We start from the raw sequence: 21,071 nt of genomic DNA, 5'->3' as shown, positions 1-21,071 counted from the left end.
GGACTTTATTTACAGATCATGAATAAAGTCCTTTTTTTATGTGTAATAGTCCTTCTTTGTTTTACCTCCTGTAGTTTTAAAGAAAAAAAAACCACCACAGATTCATCGGGTAAAATCAATAATGTTTCTGTGATTATTGATGATCAATTATGGAACGGCGAAGTTGGTGATAGCATTCGAAATAAGTTTGCCGCACCCGTTTATGGCCTTCCTCAAGAAGAGCCCATTTTTACATTAAATCAATATCCTGTTAAATTGCTTGAAGGATTTATGTCAAATAATAGAAATATTATTGTGGTAAAGAAAGAATCTAAAAGTCAGTTTCGAATTGAAAAGAATGAATATGCCAATCCACAAGTCGTTGTTCATATTTCTGGAAACTCAGTCCAAGAACTTTTAGATACTATTGAAAAAAACGATTCTCTTATTGTTAGCGATTTTAAGAAGTCTGAAATTCAAATATTGCAGCATAAAATCAAAAGTGATTCATTAGCAGACACAAAAGCCATTTCTAAAAAATTTAATATAAAAATTGATATACCAATAAAATATAAGTTAGTTCTTAAAAAACGAAATTTCCTTTGGTATAAAAAAGAAATAACCAGTGGCAATTTAAGTTTGATTTTTTATCAATTGCCCATGAAAAGCATCAAACACAATTCGAATATTGCCAAAAGAATTACCAAAATTAGAGATTCTATTGGGAGAAGATATATTCATGGCGCAGTCTCAAGAACCTGGATGGCAACAGAACAAGCGTTTTCTCCTTTTGTTTCAACAGTAGAAATTTTCAAAAGAAAAGCCTATGAAACAAGAGGAAGTTGGGAGTTAGTCAACGATTTTATGAACGGTCCGTTTATCAATTACGCTTTATTAGACACTTCAAATAAGCGTATTTTGGTTGTGGAAGGCTTTTGTTATGCTTCTTCAAAACAAAAAAGAGATTTGGTCTTTGAATTGGAGTCTATTATAAAATCTATTATTTTTCTAAAAAAGAAATAACATGCCAACAATAAAATGGAAAATAAAGCCTTTTAAAGCACTTTCTGCTTCGGAGTTGTATTCTTTGTTGCAATTGCGATCAAAAGTCTTTGTGGTCGAACAAAACTGCGTTTATCAAGATGTTGATGCTAAAGATAAAAAAGCAATTCACATTATCGGAGAAATTGAGCAAACCGTAGTAGCTTATGCTAGAATTTTTGACCAAGGTGATTATTTTGATGAAACATCCATTGGAAGGGTTGTGGTTGACCCTGAATATAGAGGGAAAAAATTAGGGCACGAACTTATGGTACAAGCAATACAAGCAATTAAAAGCCATTTTCATAGCCATACAATTACCATTTCAGCACAACATTATTTAAAAGATTTCTACGAAAGTCATCAGTTTATACAAATTAGTGAAATCTATCTTGAAGATGGAATTCCTCACATTCGTATGAAACGGGGTTAATTACATTTTGTAATGACAATTTCAACACGTTTGTTTTTTTCTTCTTCTGTATTTGAAAGCGGAAATTGTCGTCCATACCCATGATGCGTCATCCTAGATGAAGAAACGCCTTTTTCTACAAGCATATCAAAAATTCTCTCGGCACGGGTTTCCGATAAATTGTTTTTCTGTGAAATTCGATCATAAGCGTCTGAAAAACTTCCTGAAATACAACATACGTGTCCTTGAATTTCAATACACACCGAGGGATGATCTTTCAAATAGTTAGCTATTTTGTCTAGTTCTTTGTTTGCTTCTGTTTCATCAAGAAAAAAAGTGAGACTTCCTTTAAAAAGAATTTTATTTAATATGATTTTGTCTCCCACTTTTAAAGGTTCTTCAAAAGTTTTGTATCCGGCATAAATGTTTTCTTTTTCAGCAATGGGTATGTGTAGCGCTGCATATTTTTCATTGGTATAATGAATCGTGATAATGGCTTTTCTATTTTTTTTTCTAGATTCTTCTAGATTTTTTTCTGTTTGAACCACCTGAATTTCACCTTTTCCATGTACTACATTAGAATCTAAATTTAATTGTAATTTTAAATAATCAGATACAGCTTGAGCTCTTTTAGTAGATAGTAGTGCATTAGAACTAATGGTGCCAATATCATCACAAAAGCCTTCTATTTCTAAAGATTTGATATAGATTTTCTCTCGGCTAAAAAACGAACTAATTTTTTCCTTTTCTTTTGCTTTTAACTCAAAACCATTGGTATCAAAATACACCACCATCGTGTCTTTAATGTTTTGAGCCAAGGCTACACTGCACGAAAAAAAGAAAAAAAACAGAAAAGGACGTATCATATTTTAGTAATTACAAGTTCAACACGTCTGTCATACTCAGGATCTTTCCCAAGCGGTACAGTATTTCCGTACCCTTTAAAAGTCATCCTGCTTTTTGGAACACGTCTAAAAGCGAGATACTTAAACACTGATTCTGCTCTATTGGTAGACAATTGTCTTTTTCGAGTGTCTTTATCAATTGCTTCTCTTTGGTTGGGTGGGGTACAACACACATGTCCTTGAATTTCAAATTCAATGTTTTTATACCGTAAACACAACAGCGCTACTTTATCCAATTCTGCTTTTGCTTTGGAAGTTAAATGACTACTTCCTTTATCAAACAAGATGTTTTCTAGATAAATATGATCGCCAACCACATGATTTTTTTGAAGCATATTATAAAATCCTGGAAGAACAATTTTTGGTAATTCTTTTAAATTTAAAACCACGTCTACCCGTCTATTTTTTGATCTTTTTTCGGGTAAATTGTCTATAATATCATCATCAATTAAGACACGCCCTTTACCTTCAATGGTGACAATAATTTTACTCTTGATACCACTTTCAATAATTTTTTTCTGAATGGTAGTAGCGCGATTTGTAGAGAGTTTAAAATTGTAGGCATCTTTTCCAATATCATCGGTGTAGCCAAAAATTTGAATAGATTCAATACGTGTAGAATCGGTGTTTTTAATAAAATCGACCACTTCATTAGCTTGTTTATCGTCTAAAGAAAATTTATCAAATTCGAAATATACAGACTTTACGGCTTCTTCTTGCGCGTGGAGTAATCCAAAAATAAGTAGAGGAATATACTTTAAAAAACGTTTCATTTATTCTAGAATTTTCTTGTATTCAGTTGGATTAGCCAATAAGGAAGTTGCTTTTGCTATTTCGGGATTGTTTTTCGTATTGTATTTATGCCAACCTTCTTTGTATTGATAGCGTTTGATGATTTCATCTAAAATTAATTTCTTAATCTCCTTTTGGTTTTTATCTAAGAGTGTTTCTTCACTTTTTTGAAGGGCATTAAATAATTGTTCATATTGTGGCGCAATAGTTTCGTCAATTTTTTCTTTTTTCGCTTTTTCAAGAGTGTTTTTCAAAGCCAATTCCGTTTCTGTGTCAAAACTGATTTTTTCTTTCTTGAGAAACGATTTAAAATCGGCAAAATCGGTATCGGTTAGGGTTGGGATTTTATCACCGAGATTGGGGTTTTTATAGTAATATGCGGTCACATAATTAAAAATCCCATCATTTTTTTGTAATACTTCAGCAATTGTACTCAGTTTAGTTTCAGCCATTTCAATGTCGGGTTGAATGCCACCACCATCATATACCGTTCGCCCTTTTTTGGTTTTAAAGGCATTATATTTTGAAGCGTCGGTTCTCACTGCCTTTCCATCTTTATCTTTATGCCAATAATCGAGTGCTTGAATGCATCTTCCAGAAGGAGTATAATAACGCGAGATGGTTACTTTTACTTGTGTTCCATAGGTCATATCGATTGGTCGTTGTACCAATCCTTTTCCAAAACTTCGACATCCTATAATCACAGCTCGGTCTAAATCCTGCAAAGCTCCCGATACAATTTCTGAGGCAGATGCACTCTTGCCGTCAACAATTATGGCTAAAGGAATTTCAACATCGATAGGCTCTTTGGTGGTTTTGTAAGTCGTGTTGTATTTAGGGTTTTTAGATTTTGTTGTTACGATGGTTTCTCCTTTGGGAACAAATAGATTACAAACATTTACCGCTTCATTGAGTAATCCACCAGGATTTCCTCTCAAGTCTAAAATAATTCTTTCAGCTCCATCAGCTTTAAGTTTTTCAAGTGCCTCTTTGGTTTCTTGAGTAGTTTTTTGGTTAAAAGCCGATAAAACGATGTATCCTGTTTTGTCATCAATTTTAGTGAAAAATGGCACGGCTTTTATTTCCACTTCATCCAAAACGATTTGACCAGTTAGTGTTTTTCCTTGTCGAATGTACTTGATATCTACTTTAGTGTTTTTTGCTCCTTTCAACAATTGTGAAGCATCATCTTTAAAATCAGAAAGCATGACATCTCCAATTTGAATAATAGCATCTCCAGCTTTCAAACCCGCTTTATCTGCCGGAAATCCTTTGTAGGGCTCTTTGATGATAAGCTTATCCTCTTTTCTGGTAATCATTGCACCAATACCTGTATACTCGCCAGTATTGTTGATTTTAAATTTAACAACATCCTGTTCGTTGAAGTAATTCGTATAGGGATCTAAATCGTCCAACATGCTTTTGATAGCCTTATCCATCAATTCGGCAGGATTGACTTCGTCGACATAATTTTGATTGATGGTTTTGAATAGCGTAGTGAAAATTTCAATTTGTTTAGCAATTTCAAAGAAATCATCTTTAAAACTAGCCCCAACAAACAAAAACCCTGCGGCTAAAAAAGGAATTACATATCTTTTTTTTAGGTATTTTATCATGCTTTCTCGTTTTTTTGTACTACCCATTTTTCAAACAATTCTTTCGTTTTTGTATTAATACTCTGAAAATCCAATCGTTCTTTTGTTTGGTAAAAAAACATCATATGATAAGGTTGTTCTAGATTTTCATATAATATTTTTTTATTCAAGCGGTAACATTCTCGTAAAACGCGTTTGTAATAATTTCTATCTACGGCTTTTTTAAAATATTTTTTAGAGACTGAAACCCCAAATTTAAGTGTTTCTTCTTCAAAATTTTCATGAGAAGTATACACCAAACGCAAGGGAAACTTTGAAACAGATTTTCCTTCTGTAAACAAAACCTCTATTGCTTTTCTACTTTTGAGTTTTTCTTTTTTTGGATATTTAAAGCCTATATCTGTCACCTTTTAGCTTTTGTAAATGTTATAAACCATTTTCAAATCGGGATAGATGATGTAAAATTGTTTTCGATTGTTTTCTTTTTTTCGTGTCACTATCATGATGATACATTTGGCACCATCGTTATCAATACAATTAAAACCCAATGTTTCGTTGTCGGCATCTACTACTTTTTGCAAATAAGATTCTATTCGATACAATTGAATATCTTTAGAATTAACTACAAAACGATCTTTTTTGGCATCTAACGTAATAATAATTTCTGCTTTTTTAAATTCTGACCAATTGTTCCAAGCTCCTTTTTCAGTCTTATCCATGATGCTAAGACTAGAAGTTCTAAAAGTATAGGTTTGTGCATTGGTTTTTTGAATACCAACACTAACAAAAAACAAAATAAAAATATATTTAAAAAGTTTCATATCAAAAAAATAGTGTGTAAAACTACAAATTCTATTTCAATAAATCGTTTAGGGAAAAACGTAAAATTTATGGTTTTATTTCATAAGTATTATTCGACGGATTTACGTCAGCCATAAGACTATTGGGGTCTATTGTAATTTTTTTGATGCTAGATTTTGGTGAATTGATTTCAAACGAATAATTAGGATTTCCCCAAGTCCAGTCGTTTAATACGGTTCTTTTTGAACCAGGAATTTGATTTTCCTTGACAAAACTCATCATACGCAAGGGGATATAAAAATATTCTTGTGTCCCGTCGGTATATTCAACTAAAAGATCAATAGGCATTGGTGTTCTTCCAAAACGTTTTAAAGAAACCGTTGTTTTTACAAGATCATTCACGGAATTTTCAACACTATTAATTCCATAGTCAATCGTGTTTAGTGTTTCTGTCCAATCTGTTAAAAACCAATCTAAATTAGCGCCCGAAACCCGTTCTGCGGTCCTTTTAATATCGTTTGGGGTGGGGTGTTTGAATTTAAAATCTTCGAAATAACGGCGTAATGTTTTCATCAAATTTTCTTTTCCGATGAGGTATTCTAATTGTACTAAAAACACTTCTCCTTTGCTGTAGGAGGCAACACTATAGCTTCTGTTTTCGTCATAACGATCGCCATGAGTGGAAAGAGGTTGTTCTTTTCCTGAATTTACCAAAGCGATATAACTTCTAAGAGCTCCAAGAAATGGATTGTCAACCTTTTTGTCTGAAATTTCATTCAGTCCCAAATCTTCAATAAACGAAGTAAAACCTTCATCCATCCACGGATGTTTACTTTCATTGGATGCTAAAATATGTTGAAACCACGAGTGTCCCATTTCATGAGCAATGACTCCTACTAATCCGTCTAGTTTTCCTTCACCCAAAATTAGTGTGCACATGGCATATTCCATACCGCCATCGCCCCCTTGAATAACCGAATATTGCTGGTAGGGGTATTTGCCCACAATCCTATTGTAATAGTCCATCAATTGAACTGTTTTAGGCTCGGCTTGTTTCCAATTGTCAATAATTTTTGGGTTGTTTTTGTATAGAAAATGTAACGTAGTTCCAAATGAAGTGGGCACCACGTCGTGAATATAATTTTTATCGGCAGCCCAAGTAAAATCATGTACATTAGGTGCGATAAAGTGCCAAGTCAGTGTTTTTTGTTTTTTTGGAATAGAAACAACTACATCTTTATCTTGATAATTATAACCAATTTCGTTGCCGTTTTGTAAATAACCACTTCCGCCCAAAAGATAGTTTTTATCGATAGTTATTTTAACATCAAAATTTCCCCAAACCCCATGAAATTCTCTTGCGATGTAAGGGTCGGCATGCCATCCTTCAAAGTCAAATTCGGCCATTTTCGGATACCATTGTGCCATAGAAAGTTCAACGCCTTCTTTATTGTTTCTTCCAGAACGTCGAATTTGAATAGGAACTTGACCTTCAAAATCTAGGGTAAATGTTGTTGATGTGCCTGGCAAGAGTGGTTGGGCAAGAGAGACCTCAAGTATGGTTTCCACTTCTTTTGCTGTAACAGCGACCCCATCTTGTTTCATATTGGAAACATGCAAAAAGCCAATTTCATTCGGTTTCAATTTAGAAATCCGACTTTCTTTTACTTCATTTTCACCTACTTTGATTTTGTTTACCATTCGTCCATCAGGGTCTTTTATGTTTTGCAAACGCATGTCCATTTCGCTTCCTGGTTGAAAGGCATTGTTGTATAAATGATAAAAAACACGACGTATGGTATCTGAAGAATTATTGGTGTAAATTAACTTTTGTGATCCCTGATAACGGTATGTGTTTACATCCATCAGAACGTCCATCGTATAATCTACGTGTTGTTGCCAATAGTTTAGTTTCTGTCCAAAAGACTTGAAAAATGTGAGATACAGTAATGATAACAAAAACAATCGTTTCATACATTATACAAATTAAAAAAAGGAAGGTATTACCCTTCCTTTAGTGAGTTAGGACATTATTTTTTCTTTCCTTTTTTTAAAGGAGTTTTTTTCGACATTTTCTCAGCCATAAGAAGGGCATTGTAGGCATTCACAATTTTTCCTGACACACACGCACTTGAAAAAGGAATGGTTTTTTTTGTTTCATCTACAACTACATTTTCAGCAATCGGAGTTCCAGAGTCCATCAAGATATGTTTTACTTGTGAAGCAGTCAAATTTGGATAATAGGAACGAATTAGAGCAGCAACTCCGGCAGCATTTGGTGATGCCATAGAGGTCCCTTGTTCGTATTTATATTTGTTATTTGGAACCGTAGCGTAAATTTCAACTCCTGGAGCAAAAACGTCTACATTTTTAGCCCCATAATTGGAAAAGTCAGCTACTATTTTATCACCATATACATTGTTTAAAGCACCAATGGTAATTAAGTTGTCTGCGATTTCTTTTCCATTAACTTCATCCGTTGGAAAATTAGGTTCTGTATCAACATCTTTAGCATCATTTCCTGCGGCATGTACAATCAATACGTCTTTTTTAGCGGCATATTTTATAGCATCCCAAACCCATTCTTTGTGAGGCGAATAGTCTTTTCCAAAACTTCCATTAATGACTTTAGCCCCATTATCAACCGCATAACGAATGGCTAGAGCAATATCTTTGTCATATTCATCTCCGTTTGGAACAGCACGAACGGCCATAATTTCAATGTTTTTATCAACCACACCATCACCCCCTTTGTCGTTTCCACGAATTTGAGCAATAATACCCGCTACGTGAGTTCCGTGAAGCGCATCTTCAACGTCTGGACCTTTTACATTACCATTTCCGTAATGCGTCATTTCCATAGTATCTGGATTATCGCCTACTTTTCTTCCGTTGAAATCAACATTTAAATTGTAGTTTAGTTGGTCATACACATAATCAACATACGATTTGATTTCTTCTTGAAAACCGTCTCCTGCTTTGGAAGCAATGCTCATCATGATCATTTTACTTCTCAACAAACCTGAATCTGTGGTGGTTATTGTTTTCAAGTCCTCAAGCGTATAGGTTTCTTTTTTCAAATACGTTTGAATATCCTTATCAGCTTTGGAAATCATATCGACTTGAAATTTTTGTTGGTTCAGTTCGCCTCGTTTTTCGTCTAGCTCTGCTTTTGCTTTTTTGTAAGTTTCAGAACCGTCATCACCTTTTTTTACAATACGAGTTAGTTCTAAATTTTCAGCGGTGCCTTCGCCCAAGAAATTCCATCCGTGTACATCATCTACAAAACCATTTTTGTCATCGTCAATATTATTTCCCGGAATTTCTTTAGTATTTGTCCAGATTTTTCCCTTTAAATCCTCGTGGTCAATATCTAATCCAGAATCGATGACACCTACAATGATTTTCTTTCCTGTTTTTCCTTTCAAGAGTTCGGTATAAACTTTATCGACACTCATGCCAGGAATAGTGTCTTTTTCAAGATCTAAATCACTCCAACGTTTCTTTTGAACCTCTGTGAGTTCTGCTTTTTTGGTTGTGAATTTTTTAATTTCCGCTTTTTGCTGTGCTTGGATAGATGCACAAGCCAACAAAGCAATTGATGTTACGTAAAGTGGTTTTACTAATTTCATTTTTTATATTGTTTTTGTAATCGGTATAAAAATAGTTGAATTTGTTACAAATCGGACTCTAGTTAACATTAGATTAAGATGTCTTCACAACGAAAAACTTCTTTCAAACGAACTCCTTTATCGGTTTTTTCAACCGTAATAATTTCGTTATGAGCATCATGTTCGAGCATCAAATAATAATTATTTTCGGCAGCAGCGTTCATGAATTTTGTTTTTTCGTCTAATGTAAGTAATGGCCTAGTGTCATATCCCATCACATACGGAATCGGAATATGTCCTGCTGTAGCTAATAAATCACCACAAAAAACAATGGTTTTATCTTGGTATTGAATATGAGGTATCATTTGTTTTTCGGTATGTCCGTCGGCATAAAAAATTCCAAACCCTAATTCTTCCGAAATTCCATAATCTCCTTCAGCTCTTTTGATGAAATTTAGTTGACCACTTTCTTGCATCGGAATGATGTTTTCATGTAAAAACGAAGCTTTTTCTCTCGAATTGGGTTTCGTAGCCCATTCCCAGTGGTTTTCATTAGTCCAAAATTTTGCATTTTTGAACGCAACTTCATACCCTGTTTTATCTTTGTTCCAATTCACACTACCACCACAATGGTCAAAATGCAAATGTGTCATAAAAACATCAGTCACGTCATCGCGATGAAAACCATATTTAGCCAATGATTTGTCTAAAGAATGTGTTCCCCAAAGTGAATAATAACTAAAAAATTTTTCTGATTGCTTGTTGCCCATTCCTGTATCGATCAAAATCAACCGATTCCCGTTTTCAATTAATAAACAACGTGCAGCAATATCGATTAAATTATTAGCATCTGCAGGATTGGTTTTATTCCAAATAACTTTTGGGACTACGCCAAACATGGCGCCACCATCAAGTTTAAAATTTCCTGCTTCGATGGGATATAGTTTCATAATTATGAATTTAAATGGGTGCAATTTAATAAATAGCTTGCTTCTTTTTGCGATTATATCAATTTTTTCTATACTGTTATTCGTTATAAAAATGTTATGAGATGTTGAGAAAATAGATATTTGTAGTAACTTTGCTGTTAATTTAGACAAAATCAAAATAAGGTTATGATAAAAGTATCAGATACAGCCAGCAAAAAAATCATCGAAATGATGAAAGAGGACGGTTTTGACGCTACTAAAGATTACGTAAGAGTAGGTGTGAAAAGTGGTGGATGTTCGGGTTTGTCTTATGAATTAAAATTTGACAAAGTATTAACAGAAAACGATAAAGTTTTTGAAGATAACGCTGTTAAAATTGCCGTTGAGAAAAAGTCGTTTTTGTATTTAGCAGGAACGATTTTGGAATACTCAGGCGGATTGAACGGCAAAGGATTTGTTTTTAATAATCCAAACGCCTCTAGAACTTGTGGTTGTGGCGAATCATTTTCACTTTAGTCGAATGTCGAAAGTCATCAAGTCGTAAGATTGAGATGGCTTTAAGACTTTGGACTTTTAAACTTTAAGACAAAAAAATGAGCAAATACACCGAAGAAGACTTAAAAGTCGAATTAGAAAATAAAGAATACGAATACGGTTTTTATACCGAACTCGATTCGGAAACCTTTCCTGTTGGGTTGAACGAAGACATTATTCGTGCCATTTCTCAAAAGAAAGAAGAACCGCAATGGATGACCGATTGGCGTATTGAGGCGTTTCGTGCTTGGCAAGAAATGGAAGAACCAGAATGGGCTAATGTGCAGTATGAAAAACCCGATTTTCAAGCGATTTCGTATTATTCGGCACCCAAAAAAGTCGATCCCAATAAAACCCTGGACGATGTGGATCCCGAACTTTTGGCGATGTATAAAAAATTGGGAATCTCTATTGACGAGCAGAAAAAAATGAACAACATTGCTATGGATATTGTCGTTGATTCCGTTTCTGTAGCGACAACTTTCAAAAAAACATTGGCCGAAAAAGGCATTATTTTTATGGGTATTTCTGAAGCAATTAAGGAACATCCTGAGTTGGTTCAAAAATATTTAGGAACAGTAGTGCCTCAAAAAGATAATTTTTATGCAGCTTTAAACTCGGCGGTTTTTTCCGATGGAAGTTTCTGTTACATTCCAAAAGGCGTGAAATGTCCAATGGAATTATCAACCTATTTCCGTATCAATCAGGCTGGTACAGGTCAGTTTGAACGCACGCTTCTAATTGCCGATGAAGGCAGTTATGTTTCGTATCTTGAGGGTTGTACGGCTCCCAGTCGTGATGAAAACCAATTACACGCAGCAGTGGTGGAATTGATTGCTTTAGAGGATGCGGAAATCAAATATTCTACGGTTCAAAACTGGTATCCTGGAAACAAAGAAGGAAAAGGGGGTGTGTTCAACTTCGTAACCAAAAGAGGGTTGTGTGAGAAAAACGCCAAAATCTCGTGGACGCAAGTAGAAACAGGTTCTGCTGTAACTTGGAAGTATCCTTCGTGTGTATTGAAAGGAGATAACTCCATTGGAGAATTTTATTCGATAGCTGTGACTAATAATTTCCAACAAGCGGATACAGGAACTAAGATGATTCATTTAGGAAAAAACACCAAATCGACCATCATTTCTAAAGGAATTTCGGCAGGAAAATCACAAAACAGTTATCGTGGTTTGGTTCAAATAGGTTCACGAGCCGATAATGCTCGTAATTTTTCACAATGTGATTCGTTGTTGATGGGAAACAATTGTGGCGCACACACGTTTCCGTATATTGAAAGCAAAAATGCTTCAGCCAAAATCGAACATGAAGCGACGACGTCCAAAATAGGAGAAGACCAAGTATTTTACTGCAATCAAAGAGGGATTCCAACAGAGAAAGCCATTGCGTTGATTGTGAATGGATTTAGTAAAGATGTTTTGAACAAATTGCCGATGGAATTTGCCGTAGAAGCGCAAAAATTACTTGAAATTTCATTGGAAGGTTCGGTAGGATAATAGAAACAAAATCAAATAAAAAAAACACATTCAAAAAATGTTATCAATAAAAAATCTACACGCTTCAGTTGAAGACAAACAAATATTAAAAGGTATTAATCTTGAAATAAAAGCAGGAGAAGTTCATGCCATTATGGGCCCGAATGGGGCAGGAAAATCAACACTTTCGTCTATCATTGCTGGGAATGAAAACTACGAGGTTTCAGAAGGCGAAATTTTTCTTGATGGAGAAGATTTATCGGAATTAGCTCCAGAAGAACGCGCAAACAAAGGCGTATTCTTGTCTTTTCAATATCCAGTAGAGATTCCGGGAGTTTCGGTTACGAATTTTATCAAAACAGCCATTAATGAAAAGCGTAAAGCTAACGGACAAGACGAAATGCCTGCCAACGAAATGCTAAAATTAATTCGTGAAAAATCAGAATTACTAGAAATGGACAGAAAGTTCTTGTCGCGTTCGCTAAACGAAGGTTTTTCGGGTGGAGAAAAGAAACGTAACGAGATTTTCCAAATGGCGATGTTAGAGCCTAAAATTGCTATTCTAGACGAAACCGATTCTGGTTTGGATATCGATGCCCTTCGAATTGTGGCTAATGGTGTAAATAAATTAAAAAACGAAAACAATGCCGTGTTGGTCATTACGCATTATCAACGCTTATTAGATTATATCATTCCGGATTTTGTTCATGTGTTGATGGACGGAAAAATCGTAAAATCAGGCGGAGCAGCATTGGCTTTAGAACTTGAAGAAAAAGGATACGATTGGATTAAGAGTGAATTGAATTAGAGTTTACAGTCTCAGTCACAGTTAACAACAACTGCGACTGAATGCTGCGACTGAATACTAAAAAAATGGATTTAAAAGAAAAATTAATATCGTCTTTCATGGCCTTTGAAGAGCAAATTGATGTGACTTCCCATTTGCATGAGGTGCGTACTTCGGCTATTAAAAACTTTGAAAATAAGGGGTTCCCAACCAAAAAAGAGGAAGCGTGGAAATACACGTCGCTGAATGCCATTTTAAAAAATGAGTATTCAGTATTTCCAAAACACGAAAATGCGATTGAATTTGCGGAAGTAAAAAAATACTTTTTGCATGAAATTGACACGTACAAAGTAATTTTTGTAGATGGAAAATTCTCCTCTTTTTTATCGGCAACCACGCACGACGGAATTGATGTTTGCTTGATGTCATCGGCATTAACCAAACCTAAATACAAAATGGTTATTGACGAATATTTCAATAAAATTGCGAGCAAAGATGAGAGTTTGACGACATTAAACACTGCTTTCGCTAATGAAGGAGCGTATATAAACATTCCAAAAAGCAAAATAGCTGATAAACCTATAGAAATTATATATTTCTCTACTGGAGTTGAAAACGCCTTGATGGTGCAACCCCGAAATTTGGTGATTGTAGGTGAAAATGCACACGTTCAAATCATCGAAAGACATCAAAGTTTGAATGAAAACCCAGTGTTAACCAATGCCGTTACGGAGATTTTTGCTCAAAAACGCGCCATCGTTGATTATTATAAAATTCAAAACGATTTGCAATCTTCCAACCTGATTGACAATACGTATATTTCTCAAAAACAAGAAAGTAGAGTTTCGGTTCATACCTTTTCTTTTGGGGGAAACATCACTAGAAATAACCTGAATTTCTATCATTTTGGGGAAAGAATCGATTCAACCTTGAAAGGAATTACGATTATTGGCGACAAGCAACACGTAGACCATTATACATTGGTACATCATGCCTCACCCAATTGTGAAAGCCATCAAAACTACAAAACCATTTTGGCCGATAGTGCCACAGGCGTTTTTAACGGAAAAATATTTGTAGAAAAAGAAGCACAAAAAACAGACGCTTTTCAGCAAAATAACAACATTTTAATTGGTGATAAAGCTACGATAAACGCTAAACCGCAATTGGAAATCTTTGCCGATGATGTAAAATGTTCACACGGTTGTACCATTGGACAATTGGATGAAAGTGCTATGTTTTACATGCAACAACGAGGTATTCCGAAGAAAGAAGCAAAAGCATTGTTGATGTATGCGTTTTCAAATGAAGTTATTGAAAGCATCAAAATACCCGAATTGAAACAACGCATTACTAAAATTATTGCAAATAAATTGGGCGTAAATTTAGGGTTTGATTTGTAATCTTTAACCGCAAGGGTTGTTAAGATTTACGCAAAGAGCGCAAAGATTTTAAACCTTGCGCTCTTTGTGTTTTTTTACTTTGTACTCTTTGCGGTTATAGAAGAAACAACCCCATGCAACAACCCATTAAAATCAAATTCTTCACTTAATCCCATACGTACAATTACCAAATCGTTACTTGGGAAAATCGCTACCATTTGTCCTTGAAAACCACTCGCATAGTACATGTCTTTAGGCACATCAGGGAATTTTCCGCCAGCGTTTAACCAAAATTGCGCACCGTAATTTCCATTGGAAGTATTGGTTGGTGTAGCAACATATTTAGCCCAACTTTCGTCAAATAATTGTTCGCCATTCCAATTGCCTTTGTGCAAGTATAATAAGCCGAATTTTACCCAATCGCGAGTCGTGGCCCAGCCATAAGACGACCCTACAAAGTTGCCTGCCATATCGGTTTCTACAATGGCCGAATTCATACTAATTTTATCCAATAAACTGCTGTACCAAAAATCCAAATATTCTTGATGAGTTTTGAATTGTTTTCTCAAAATGCCACTCAATAAATTAGTAGTTCCCGAGGAATAGTTCCAATGCGTGTTGGGTTCGAACGCTGATGGTTTTTCTAATTGACTTCGACTCATGTCTTCTGCTTGAAAAAGCATTTTGGTAGCATCACAAATTTTATCATATTGTTCTTCCCACTCCAAACCCGAATTCATGTGTAATAAATCGTTTAAAGTTATTTTTGCTCGTTTATCGTTTTTCCATTCGGCAATCGGTGCGGGTTTCATGATGTTCATTTTTCCTTGTTTTTGTAAGATTCCGAATAAAGTTCCCGTAATACTTTTTGTCATTGACCAGCCTAAAATTCTTGAATTTTTATTGAAACCATCGGCATATTTTTCGGCAATGATTTTGTCTTTATAAATCACAAGTACGGAACGAGTTCGTTTATTCTTTTGGCCTTTTTCATCAAAAGCATTGTCAACAGCAGCCTGTAATTTTTTGTAATCAATGTTTGAAAAAATAGTATCTTTTGGTTCTACATTGCCATAAGGAAACGGTAAATGGTTATTGAGTTTGGTTCTTTTGGGAACCTCATACGGTTTAGTAGCATCAAAATCATCGTTAATTAGTGTCGCCCCCAAGCCCTCACGATAGATCGCCTTACGTTTCTTTAATCCGTAAACAGAAGCCGTAGCATATTTTCCAATGTCGTCATAACCAAGTTTGGCCAAACGAACCAAGGGAATGTCGTTGTCTCCTTGTTGGATCATTTCCGTAGAACGGTTGTCCAAAAAATGCCCTGAAGCCATACTTTTAGCCGAAAAACCAGAGATTAAATCTAGCTTAGGATAGGTAGTGATGCCAAAATAAATAAGAAAGGCAAGAAAACCAAAAGCAACGTATTTGAAGAATTTTTTCATAGTAACACGATTTTCATGCAATGTATAAAAAAACATTCAATCTTTTTAAACAATAAAAACTTTAATTTTATTAACATCTCTTTGGTAAAATTCCATTTCAAATGTATTACTTTTGTATTTATAAAAATTCTAAATAAACAAATGTTAGACATTCAAAAAATACGTGCCGATTTTCCGATACTTGCACAAAAAGTAAATGGAAAACCGTTGGTATATTTCGATAACGGAGCGACATCGCAAAAGCCTCAAGTGGTGTTGGATGCGATTACTAAATATTACAAAGAAATAAACGCCAACATTCATCGAGGCGTGCATACATTGAGTCAATTAGCTACCGATGCTTACGAAGAAGCCCGTAGAAAAATTCAAAATCATATTCATGCTCAATTTGCTCATGAAGTGATTTTTACTTCAGGAACAACTCATTCGATTAATGCGGTTGCCAATGGTTTTGCCTCAATCCTAAAAGCAGGGGATGAGGTCTTAGTTTCGGCATTAGAACATCACAGTAATATTGTACCTTGGCAAATGCTCTGTGAACGAACAGGCGCTACTTTAAAAGTCATTCCGATGAATGAACAGGGCGAATTGATTCTTTCGGAATACGATAGCTTATTATCTGAAAAAACTAAGATGGTTGCAGTCAATCATATTTCAAACGCTTTAGGGACGATCAATCCTATTGAATACATGATTGAAAAAGCACATCAAGTGGGAGCTGCGATTTTGATTGATGGGGCACAAGCAACACCTCATTTAAAACCCGATGTTATAGCTCTGGATTGTGACTTTTATGTGTTTTCGGGTCACAAAATATGTGGTCCAACAGGTGTTGGAATTCTCTATGGTAAAGAAGAGTGGTTGCAAAAATTACCCCCTTATCAAGGGGGAGGAGAAATGATTGCTACCGTTTCTTTTGAGAAAACGACGTATGCCGATTTACCCCATAAATTTGAAGCTGGCACTCCAAATATTGAAGCGGGTATTGTCTTGGGTACGGCGATTGATTATTTGAATGGAATTGGTTTTCAAAATATTGCGACCTACGAACAGCGATTATTGGAATATGCTACAGCAAAATTACTTGAAATAGAAGGCTTAAAAATTTATGGCACGGCTAAAGAAAAAACTTCGGTAATTTCGTTTAATCTCGAAGGCATTCATCCCTATGACGTGGGAACGATTATTGATAAATTGGGCATCGCTGTACGAACTGGGCATCATTGTGCACAGCCGATTATGGATTTTTATAAAATTCCCGGAACAATTAGAGCCAGTTTTGCTTTCTACAATACTACAGATGAAATCGATATCTTTGTTGAGGCTCTAAAAAAAGCTCAGAAAATGTTACTATAAATTAAGAACTAATGAAAACTTTAGGAATATTGCTATTAACCTTTTTTATGATAAAAGGATGTTCAAAAGAACAAGTGAACGATTTAGCATCGGTTCAAATAGAATATAGCGCTAGTAAAAGAGGGTTTTATGAAAAAATTACCATTGAAAACCATACGGTGTATTGTAGTAAAAACAGAGAAGACGAAACCAAAGGAGAGGCAATAGCGCTTTCCAAAGAAGATGGGGAAGACTTACTTCAAATAATGAAAAACACTGACTTAGAGCATTTAGCTTCATTTGAAGGGCCTACTCAAAAAAGATTCTACGACGGAGCTGCCATTGCTAGTATTAAAATCACCTATAAAGGGAAAGAATACCAATCAAATACTTTCGATCATGGATTTCCTCCTAAAGAGATAGAAAAATTAGTATTTAAAGTAGTTGAATTAGGCGAAAAAAGAGCGCATTAAAATGAATAGAAATGACAATTCAAGAAATACAAAATCAAATTATAGAGGAGTTTTCGTCGTTTGACGATTGGATGGACCGTTATGAATATATTATTGAGCTAGGAAAATCGCTTCCATTAATTGATGAGGCCTATAAAACAGAGGAGAATTTAATTAATGGTTGTCAATCTAAAGTATGGGTTCATGGGGCATTACATGAAGACAAAGTAGTCTACACCGCAGATAGTGATGCGATTCTTACTAAGGGTATTATTGCTGTTTTAATACGCGTTTTTTCAAATCAAACACCTGAGGCAATTTTAGAGGCCTCGACCGATTTTATTGATGAAATTGGATTAAAAGAGCATCTTTCGCCTACAAGAGCAAATGGCTTAGTGTCTATGATCAAACAATTAAAAATGTATGCTTTAGCATTTAATCTAAAAAAATAAAAAAATGGAAGAATTTAATGATGACATCAATCTTGGAGAAAATGTAGTTAAAGTACTCAAAGGAATCTATGATCCTGAAATTCCTGTAGATATTTACGAATTGGGATTGATTTATGACGTGATGATAAATGAAGATCATGAGGTAAAAGTATTGATGACGTTGACCTCACCAAATTGTCCCGTAGCAGAGACGTTACCCCGAGAAGTGGAAGAAAAAATAACGAAAATAGATAAGGTAAAATCGTGTGAAGTAGAAATTACTTTTGATCCGCCTTGGAGTAAAGATTTAATGAGCGAAGAAGCTAAATTAGAATTAGGAATGCTGTAAATTTAGATTAATAAGAAAATTAGAATAAACGATGTCTGATGAAATTATTAATAAAGTAGCTAGTTCTGCACTTGAAGTTTTCGATTTAGAGGACTACTATCCCATTGGCATACGTACACAAATTGATATTTCACAATGGCTTTACGAGGGAGAATTGCTGAAAGAAAAAGATTTTAGAGAAGCTTTAAAAAAACACGATTGGTCGCAGTATCATAATCATTTTGTATCGATTCATTGTGCTACAGACGCCATAATTCCGGCTTGGGCGAGTATCTTGGTAACTACTTATGTAGCATCTTTTGCTCAAAAAGTAGTTTTAGGAACCTTTACGGATTTAGAAACTACATTATATCAAGACCTTCTCTCTAAAATCGATTATTCAAAATATTTAGATAAGCCCGTGATCTTAAAAGGGTGCTCAAGAAAACCAGTTCCTGAAAGTGCCTATGTCATGGCTATTCAATATTTACAAACTTTTGCAAAAAGTATCATGTACGGAGAAGCTTGTTCGGCTGTTCCATTATTTAAGAAAAAGTAAAAAACAACATGAGAGTTATTAAAAAAATTCTGTTTTTTGTACCAATTTATTTTTGTTCGATGCTTAGTGTTTTTGCTCAAACAAGTGAAAAAGATTTACTTAAAAAAACAGAAGAAACCATAGTAAAAATTTCCCAAGAAAAACCCAATGGATGGACCAAAAAAGGGCAGTTTACTTTTTTGGCCAATCAGGCGACATTTAATAATTGGTTGGCTGGTGGACAGAGTAATATTTCGGCTAGTTTTGGGTTTAATTGCGAATTAAATTACAATAGTGACAGTTGGACATGGGATAATAAAGTACAAGGCGCCTATGGTCTTACAAAGATACAATATCAGCCTATACAAAAATCAGATGACCGATTTCTATTTAATTCTCTTATAGGTAAAAAAGCCAATGGAGAATGGTATTATTCGGGCTTTTTAAATTTTAAAACGCAATTTGATTCCGGTTTTGAAACAGTAATAAAAACTTCACATTTTTTTTCACCTGCCTATCTTCAATTTGGACCCGGTATGTTGTGGAAACGGAATGATAATTTAAAAATAAATCTTGCACCAGCTACTTCAAAAGTAATTTTTGTAGATACAAACTTTACTCAAAATGGTCCTTCATTTGGTGTGCAACAAGGCTATTCTTACAGATACGAATTTGGAGCCTCTGTAAACGGATATTGGAAATTTAATATCATGGAGAATGTCACTGCCGAAAACATACTGAATTTATACTCCAACTATAATGACCAACCCAAAAATGTGGATATAGATTATACCTTAAATATTGTGATGAAAGTAAATAAGTATTTATCGACTAATTTTGCGTTCCAAACGATATACGATGACAATGCCTTTGCGGGTTTTCAAACCCGTCAAATTATTGGCTTGGGCGTAAATTACAGCATATAATCAATCTTCCAAAGCGTCTTTATAATCTGGATACAAGAAATTATTGTATGGAAAACGAGTGATGTGAATTTCTCGAACGGCATTGTAAACTACTTCTCTAAACTGTTCAAAATTTTCTTTTTCAGTAGCAGAAATAAAAAGGGTGTTTTTTTCGCCCAATTGATGCATCCATGTTTTTTTCCATTCCTCAAGGGTATAATGTTTGGATGTTTTTTCCGTGATAAGATCATCTGCATCAATAACCAAATGTGTGTAGGCATCAATTTTATTAAAAATCATGATGGTTGGTTTATCATTACTTTTAATATCTTGTAATATTTGATTTACCGATTCGATATGATCTTCAAAATCGGGATGAGAAATATCCACTACATGTAATAATAAATCTGCTTCCCGAACTTCATCAAGCGTACTTTTGAATGATTCCACGAGTTGGGTAGGCAGTTTTCTAATAAAACCTACAGTATCCGACAATAAAAAAGGAAGGTTTTTTATTACCACTTTTCTAACAGTAGTGTCTAGTGTTGCAAAAAGTTTGTTTTCAACAAAAACATCGCTTTTACCAACTGCATTCATTAGGGTAGATTTTCCAACATTAGTATATCCAACTAACGAAACACGAACCATGGCCCCTCGGTTGCTCCTTTGAATAGCCATTTGTTTGTCGATGGTTTTGATTTTATCTTTTAATAAAGCAATACGGTCTCTAACAATTCGTCGATCGGTTTCAATTTCGGTTTCCCCCGGGCCACGTAGTCCAATTCCTCCTTTTTGACGCTCAAGGTGGGTCCACATTCCCGATAACCGTGGTAATAAATACTGACATTGTGCCAATTCTACTTGTGTTCGAGCATAGGAAGTTTCTGCCCTTTGTGCAAAAATATCTAATATGAGGTTGGTTCGGTCAAGAATTTTACAATTTAAAATTTTAGAAATATTTTTTTGTTGTGAAGGAGAAAGTTCATCATCAAATATAGCCGTGATGATATTGTTTTCTTTGATATAATGTGCAATTTCATCCATTTTCCCTGTACCGAGAAACGTTTTAGGATTGGGCCTATCCATTTTTTGCCAAAAACGTTTAACCACTTCTCCTCCAGCGGTAATGGTTAAAAATTCAAGTTCATCGAGGTATTCTTTTAGTTTTTCCTCTGTTTGATATTGAGAAATTACACCGATTATTACAGTCTTTTCGAAATATACTTTTTCCTTTTCTAACATATCCTATTAAGTATTGCTACAAAAGTAACCAAAAACAAAAAAAAGCGAAAGGGACACTGAATATTATTTACTAAATCGGCTCTATTAAGTTAAAAAAAAGAATTTTTATTGGATATTCATAAATTTTATTAAATTTG

General features: G+C 34.7%; 22 protein-coding genes. 12 read left to right on the top strand and 10 right to left on the bottom strand.

Annotation, left to right across the window (positions count from 1 at the left end; all coding sequences use genetic code 11):
- Positions 1-18: 18 nt before the first annotated feature.
- Entirely contained in the window at positions 19-1,002 is a 984-nt protein-coding gene (locus tag CLV55_RS06045) for a DUF4837 family protein (protein WP_112112853.1), read from the top strand.
- A gap of 1 nt (position 1,003) precedes the next feature.
- A complete protein-coding gene (locus CLV55_RS06040) occupies positions 1,004-1,453 on the top strand; it encodes a GNAT family N-acetyltransferase (protein WP_112112852.1) in 450 nt (149 codons plus the stop codon).
- Here the strand turns inward: CLV55_RS06040 and CLV55_RS06035 are convergent.
- From CLV55_RS06035 to CLV55_RS06000, 8 genes are all read right to left on the bottom strand, one after another.
- Positions 1,450-2,298 (bottom strand): OmpA family protein, encoded by an 849-nt coding sequence (locus CLV55_RS06035; RefSeq protein WP_112112851.1) that lies wholly within the window; start codon positions 2,296-2,298, stop codon positions 1,450-1,452. The genes CLV55_RS06040 and CLV55_RS06035 overlap by 4 nt on opposite strands.
- Complete coding sequence (locus CLV55_RS06030; RefSeq protein WP_112112850.1) at positions 2,295-3,110, bottom strand: OmpA family protein; 816 nt, start codon at positions 3,108-3,110, stop codon at positions 2,295-2,297. The genes CLV55_RS06035 and CLV55_RS06030 overlap by 4 nt, the downstream gene beginning before the upstream one ends.
- Positions 3,111-4,745 carry a S41 family peptidase gene (locus CLV55_RS06025; protein ID WP_112112849.1) on the bottom strand — a complete coding sequence of 545 codons (1,635 nt, stop codon included), beginning with the start codon at positions 4,743-4,745 and terminating at the stop codon, positions 3,111-3,113.
- Positions 4,742-5,122: a ribonuclease P protein component gene (rnpA, locus tag CLV55_RS06020; protein ID WP_112112928.1), complete on the bottom strand. Its 381-nt coding sequence runs from the start codon at positions 5,120-5,122 to the stop codon at positions 4,742-4,744. The genes CLV55_RS06025 and rnpA overlap by 4 nt, the downstream gene beginning before the upstream one ends.
- A 12-nt stretch (positions 5,123-5,134) precedes the next feature.
- Entirely contained in the window at positions 5,135-5,545 is a 411-nt protein-coding gene (locus CLV55_RS06015; protein ID WP_112112848.1) for a hypothetical protein, read from the bottom strand.
- Positions 5,546-5,612: 67 nt separating this feature from the next.
- Entirely contained in the window at positions 5,613-7,499 is a 1,887-nt protein-coding gene (locus CLV55_RS06010) for a M1 family metallopeptidase (protein ID WP_112112847.1), read from the bottom strand.
- A gap of 56 nt (positions 7,500-7,555) precedes the next feature.
- On the bottom strand, positions 7,556-9,157 hold the full coding sequence (locus tag CLV55_RS06005; protein ID WP_112112846.1) for a S8 family peptidase: 1,602 nt from the start codon (positions 9,155-9,157) through the stop codon (positions 7,556-7,558).
- A 68-nt stretch (positions 9,158-9,225) separates the two neighbouring features.
- A complete protein-coding gene (locus CLV55_RS06000; protein ID WP_112112845.1) occupies positions 9,226-10,086 on the bottom strand; it encodes an MBL fold metallo-hydrolase in 861 nt (286 codons plus the stop codon).
- Between the two features lie 165 nt (positions 10,087-10,251).
- Here CLV55_RS06000 and CLV55_RS05995 point away from each other — a divergent pair, with 165 nt between their 5' ends.
- From CLV55_RS05995 to sufD, 4 genes are all read left to right on the top strand, one after another.
- Positions 10,252-10,581, top strand: coding sequence for a HesB/IscA family protein (locus CLV55_RS05995; RefSeq protein WP_112112844.1), 330 nt, complete (start codon positions 10,252-10,254; stop codon positions 10,579-10,581).
- Positions 10,582-10,658: 77 nt separating this feature from the next.
- Complete coding sequence (gene sufB / locus CLV55_RS05990; RefSeq protein ID WP_112112843.1) at positions 10,659-12,107, top strand: Fe-S cluster assembly protein SufB; 1,449 nt, start codon at positions 10,659-10,661, stop codon at positions 12,105-12,107.
- A 37-nt stretch (positions 12,108-12,144) separates the two neighbouring features.
- Positions 12,145-12,894: a Fe-S cluster assembly ATPase SufC gene (sufC, locus tag CLV55_RS05985; protein ID WP_112112842.1), complete on the top strand. Its 750-nt coding sequence runs from the start codon at positions 12,145-12,147 to the stop codon at positions 12,892-12,894.
- Positions 12,895-12,959: 65 nt separating this feature from the next.
- Positions 12,960-14,276: a Fe-S cluster assembly protein SufD gene (sufD, locus tag CLV55_RS05980; RefSeq protein ID WP_112112927.1), complete on the top strand. Its 1,317-nt coding sequence runs from the start codon at positions 12,960-12,962 to the stop codon at positions 14,274-14,276.
- A 74-nt stretch (positions 14,277-14,350) separates the two neighbouring features.
- Here the strand turns inward: sufD and CLV55_RS05975 are convergent, their stop codons facing one another.
- Positions 14,351-15,703, bottom strand: coding sequence for a serine hydrolase domain-containing protein (locus tag CLV55_RS05975; RefSeq protein WP_112112926.1), 1,353 nt, complete (start codon positions 15,701-15,703; stop codon positions 14,351-14,353).
- Between the two features lie 141 nt (positions 15,704-15,844).
- Here CLV55_RS05975 and CLV55_RS05970 point away from each other — a divergent pair, with 141 nt between their 5' ends.
- From CLV55_RS05970 to CLV55_RS05945, 6 genes are read left to right on the top strand one after another with little or no spacing between them, the layout of a single operon-like run.
- The gene (locus CLV55_RS05970) at positions 15,845-17,059 is read left to right on the top strand and encodes an aminotransferase class V-fold PLP-dependent enzyme (protein WP_112112841.1); all 1,215 of its coding nucleotides are present in this window, start codon (positions 15,845-15,847) and stop codon (positions 17,057-17,059) included.
- An 11-nt stretch (positions 17,060-17,070) separates the two neighbouring features.
- Positions 17,071-17,511: a hypothetical protein gene (locus CLV55_RS05965; protein ID WP_112112840.1), complete on the top strand. Its 441-nt coding sequence runs from the start codon at positions 17,071-17,073 to the stop codon at positions 17,509-17,511.
- 11 nt (positions 17,512-17,522) lie between these two features.
- A complete protein-coding gene (locus CLV55_RS05960) occupies positions 17,523-17,942 on the top strand; it encodes a SufE family protein (RefSeq protein WP_112112839.1) in 420 nt (139 codons plus the stop codon).
- Between the two features lie 4 nt (positions 17,943-17,946).
- The gene (locus CLV55_RS05955) at positions 17,947-18,270 is read left to right on the top strand and encodes an SUF system Fe-S cluster assembly protein (protein WP_112112838.1); all 324 of its coding nucleotides are present in this window, start codon (positions 17,947-17,949) and stop codon (positions 18,268-18,270) included.
- A gap of 31 nt (positions 18,271-18,301) precedes the next feature.
- A complete protein-coding gene (locus CLV55_RS05950; RefSeq protein WP_112112837.1) occupies positions 18,302-18,808 on the top strand; it encodes a DUF2480 family protein in 507 nt (168 codons plus the stop codon).
- Positions 18,809-18,825: 17 nt separating this feature from the next.
- Positions 18,826-19,713 (top strand): DUF3078 domain-containing protein, encoded by an 888-nt coding sequence (locus CLV55_RS05945; protein ID WP_394338238.1) that lies wholly within the window; start codon positions 18,826-18,828, stop codon positions 19,711-19,713.
- Here CLV55_RS05945 and hflX read toward each other — a convergent pair whose 3' ends face one another.
- A complete protein-coding gene (hflX, locus tag CLV55_RS05940; protein WP_112112835.1) occupies positions 19,714-20,934 on the bottom strand; it encodes a GTPase HflX in 1,221 nt (406 codons plus the stop codon). It lies immediately after the preceding gene.
- Positions 20,935-21,071: the final 137 nt, after the last annotated feature.

It is taken from the genome of Flavobacterium aciduliphilum (genome assembly GCF_003268855.1).
GTDB lineage: Bacteria > Bacteroidota > Bacteroidia > Flavobacteriales > Flavobacteriaceae > Flavobacterium > Flavobacterium aciduliphilum.
The sequence above is the reverse complement of the archived record's forward strand: the minus strand, read 5'-3'. Positions and strand labels throughout refer to the sequence as shown.

Bases quoted from the DNA above. Each gene is read 5' to 3' on its own strand.
- CLV55_RS06045 (WP_112112853.1), top strand. From the start codon at position 19: ATGAATAAAGTCCTTTTTTTATGTGTAATAGTCCTTCTTTGTTTTACC.
- CLV55_RS06040 (WP_112112852.1), top strand. From the start codon at position 1,004: ATGCCAACAATAAAATGGAAAATAAAGCCTTTTAAAGCACTTTCTGCT.
- CLV55_RS06035 (WP_112112851.1), bottom strand. From the start codon at position 2,298: ATGATACGTCCTTTTCTGTTTTTTTTCTTTTTTTCGTGCAGTGTAGCC.
- CLV55_RS06030 (WP_112112850.1), bottom strand. From the start codon at position 3,110: ATGAAACGTTTTTTAAAGTATATTCCTCTACTTATTTTTGGATTACTC.
- CLV55_RS06025 (WP_112112849.1), bottom strand. From the start codon at position 4,745: ATGATAAAATACCTAAAAAAAAGATATGTAATTCCTTTTTTAGCCGCA.
- CLV55_RS06015 (WP_112112848.1), bottom strand. From the start codon at position 5,545: ATGAAACTTTTTAAATATATTTTTATTTTGTTTTTTGTTAGTGTTGGT.
- CLV55_RS06010 (WP_112112847.1), bottom strand. From the start codon at position 7,499: ATGAAACGATTGTTTTTGTTATCATTACTGTATCTCACATTTTTCAAG.
- CLV55_RS06005 (WP_112112846.1), bottom strand. From the start codon at position 9,157: ATGAAATTAGTAAAACCACTTTACGTAACATCAATTGCTTTGTTGGCT.
- CLV55_RS06000 (WP_112112845.1), bottom strand. From the start codon at position 10,086: ATGAAACTATATCCCATCGAAGCAGGAAATTTTAAACTTGATGGTGGC.
- CLV55_RS05995 (WP_112112844.1), top strand. From the start codon at position 10,252: ATGATAAAAGTATCAGATACAGCCAGCAAAAAAATCATCGAAATGATG.
- sufB (WP_112112843.1), top strand. From the start codon at position 10,659: ATGAGCAAATACACCGAAGAAGACTTAAAAGTCGAATTAGAAAATAAA.
- sufC (WP_112112842.1), top strand. From the start codon at position 12,145: ATGTTATCAATAAAAAATCTACACGCTTCAGTTGAAGACAAACAAATA.
- sufD (WP_112112927.1), top strand. From the start codon at position 12,960: ATGGATTTAAAAGAAAAATTAATATCGTCTTTCATGGCCTTTGAAGAG.
- CLV55_RS05975 (WP_112112926.1), bottom strand. From the start codon at position 15,703: ATGAAAAAATTCTTCAAATACGTTGCTTTTGGTTTTCTTGCCTTTCTT.
- CLV55_RS05970 (WP_112112841.1), top strand. From the start codon at position 15,845: ATGTTAGACATTCAAAAAATACGTGCCGATTTTCCGATACTTGCACAA.
- CLV55_RS05965 (WP_112112840.1), top strand. From the start codon at position 17,071: ATGAAAACTTTAGGAATATTGCTATTAACCTTTTTTATGATAAAAGGA.
- CLV55_RS05960 (WP_112112839.1), top strand. From the start codon at position 17,523: ATGACAATTCAAGAAATACAAAATCAAATTATAGAGGAGTTTTCGTCG.
- CLV55_RS05955 (WP_112112838.1), top strand. From the start codon at position 17,947: ATGGAAGAATTTAATGATGACATCAATCTTGGAGAAAATGTAGTTAAA.
- CLV55_RS05950 (WP_112112837.1), top strand. From the start codon at position 18,302: ATGTCTGATGAAATTATTAATAAAGTAGCTAGTTCTGCACTTGAAGTT.
- hflX (WP_112112835.1), bottom strand. From the start codon at position 20,934: ATGTTAGAAAAGGAAAAAGTATATTTCGAAAAGACTGTAATAATCGGT.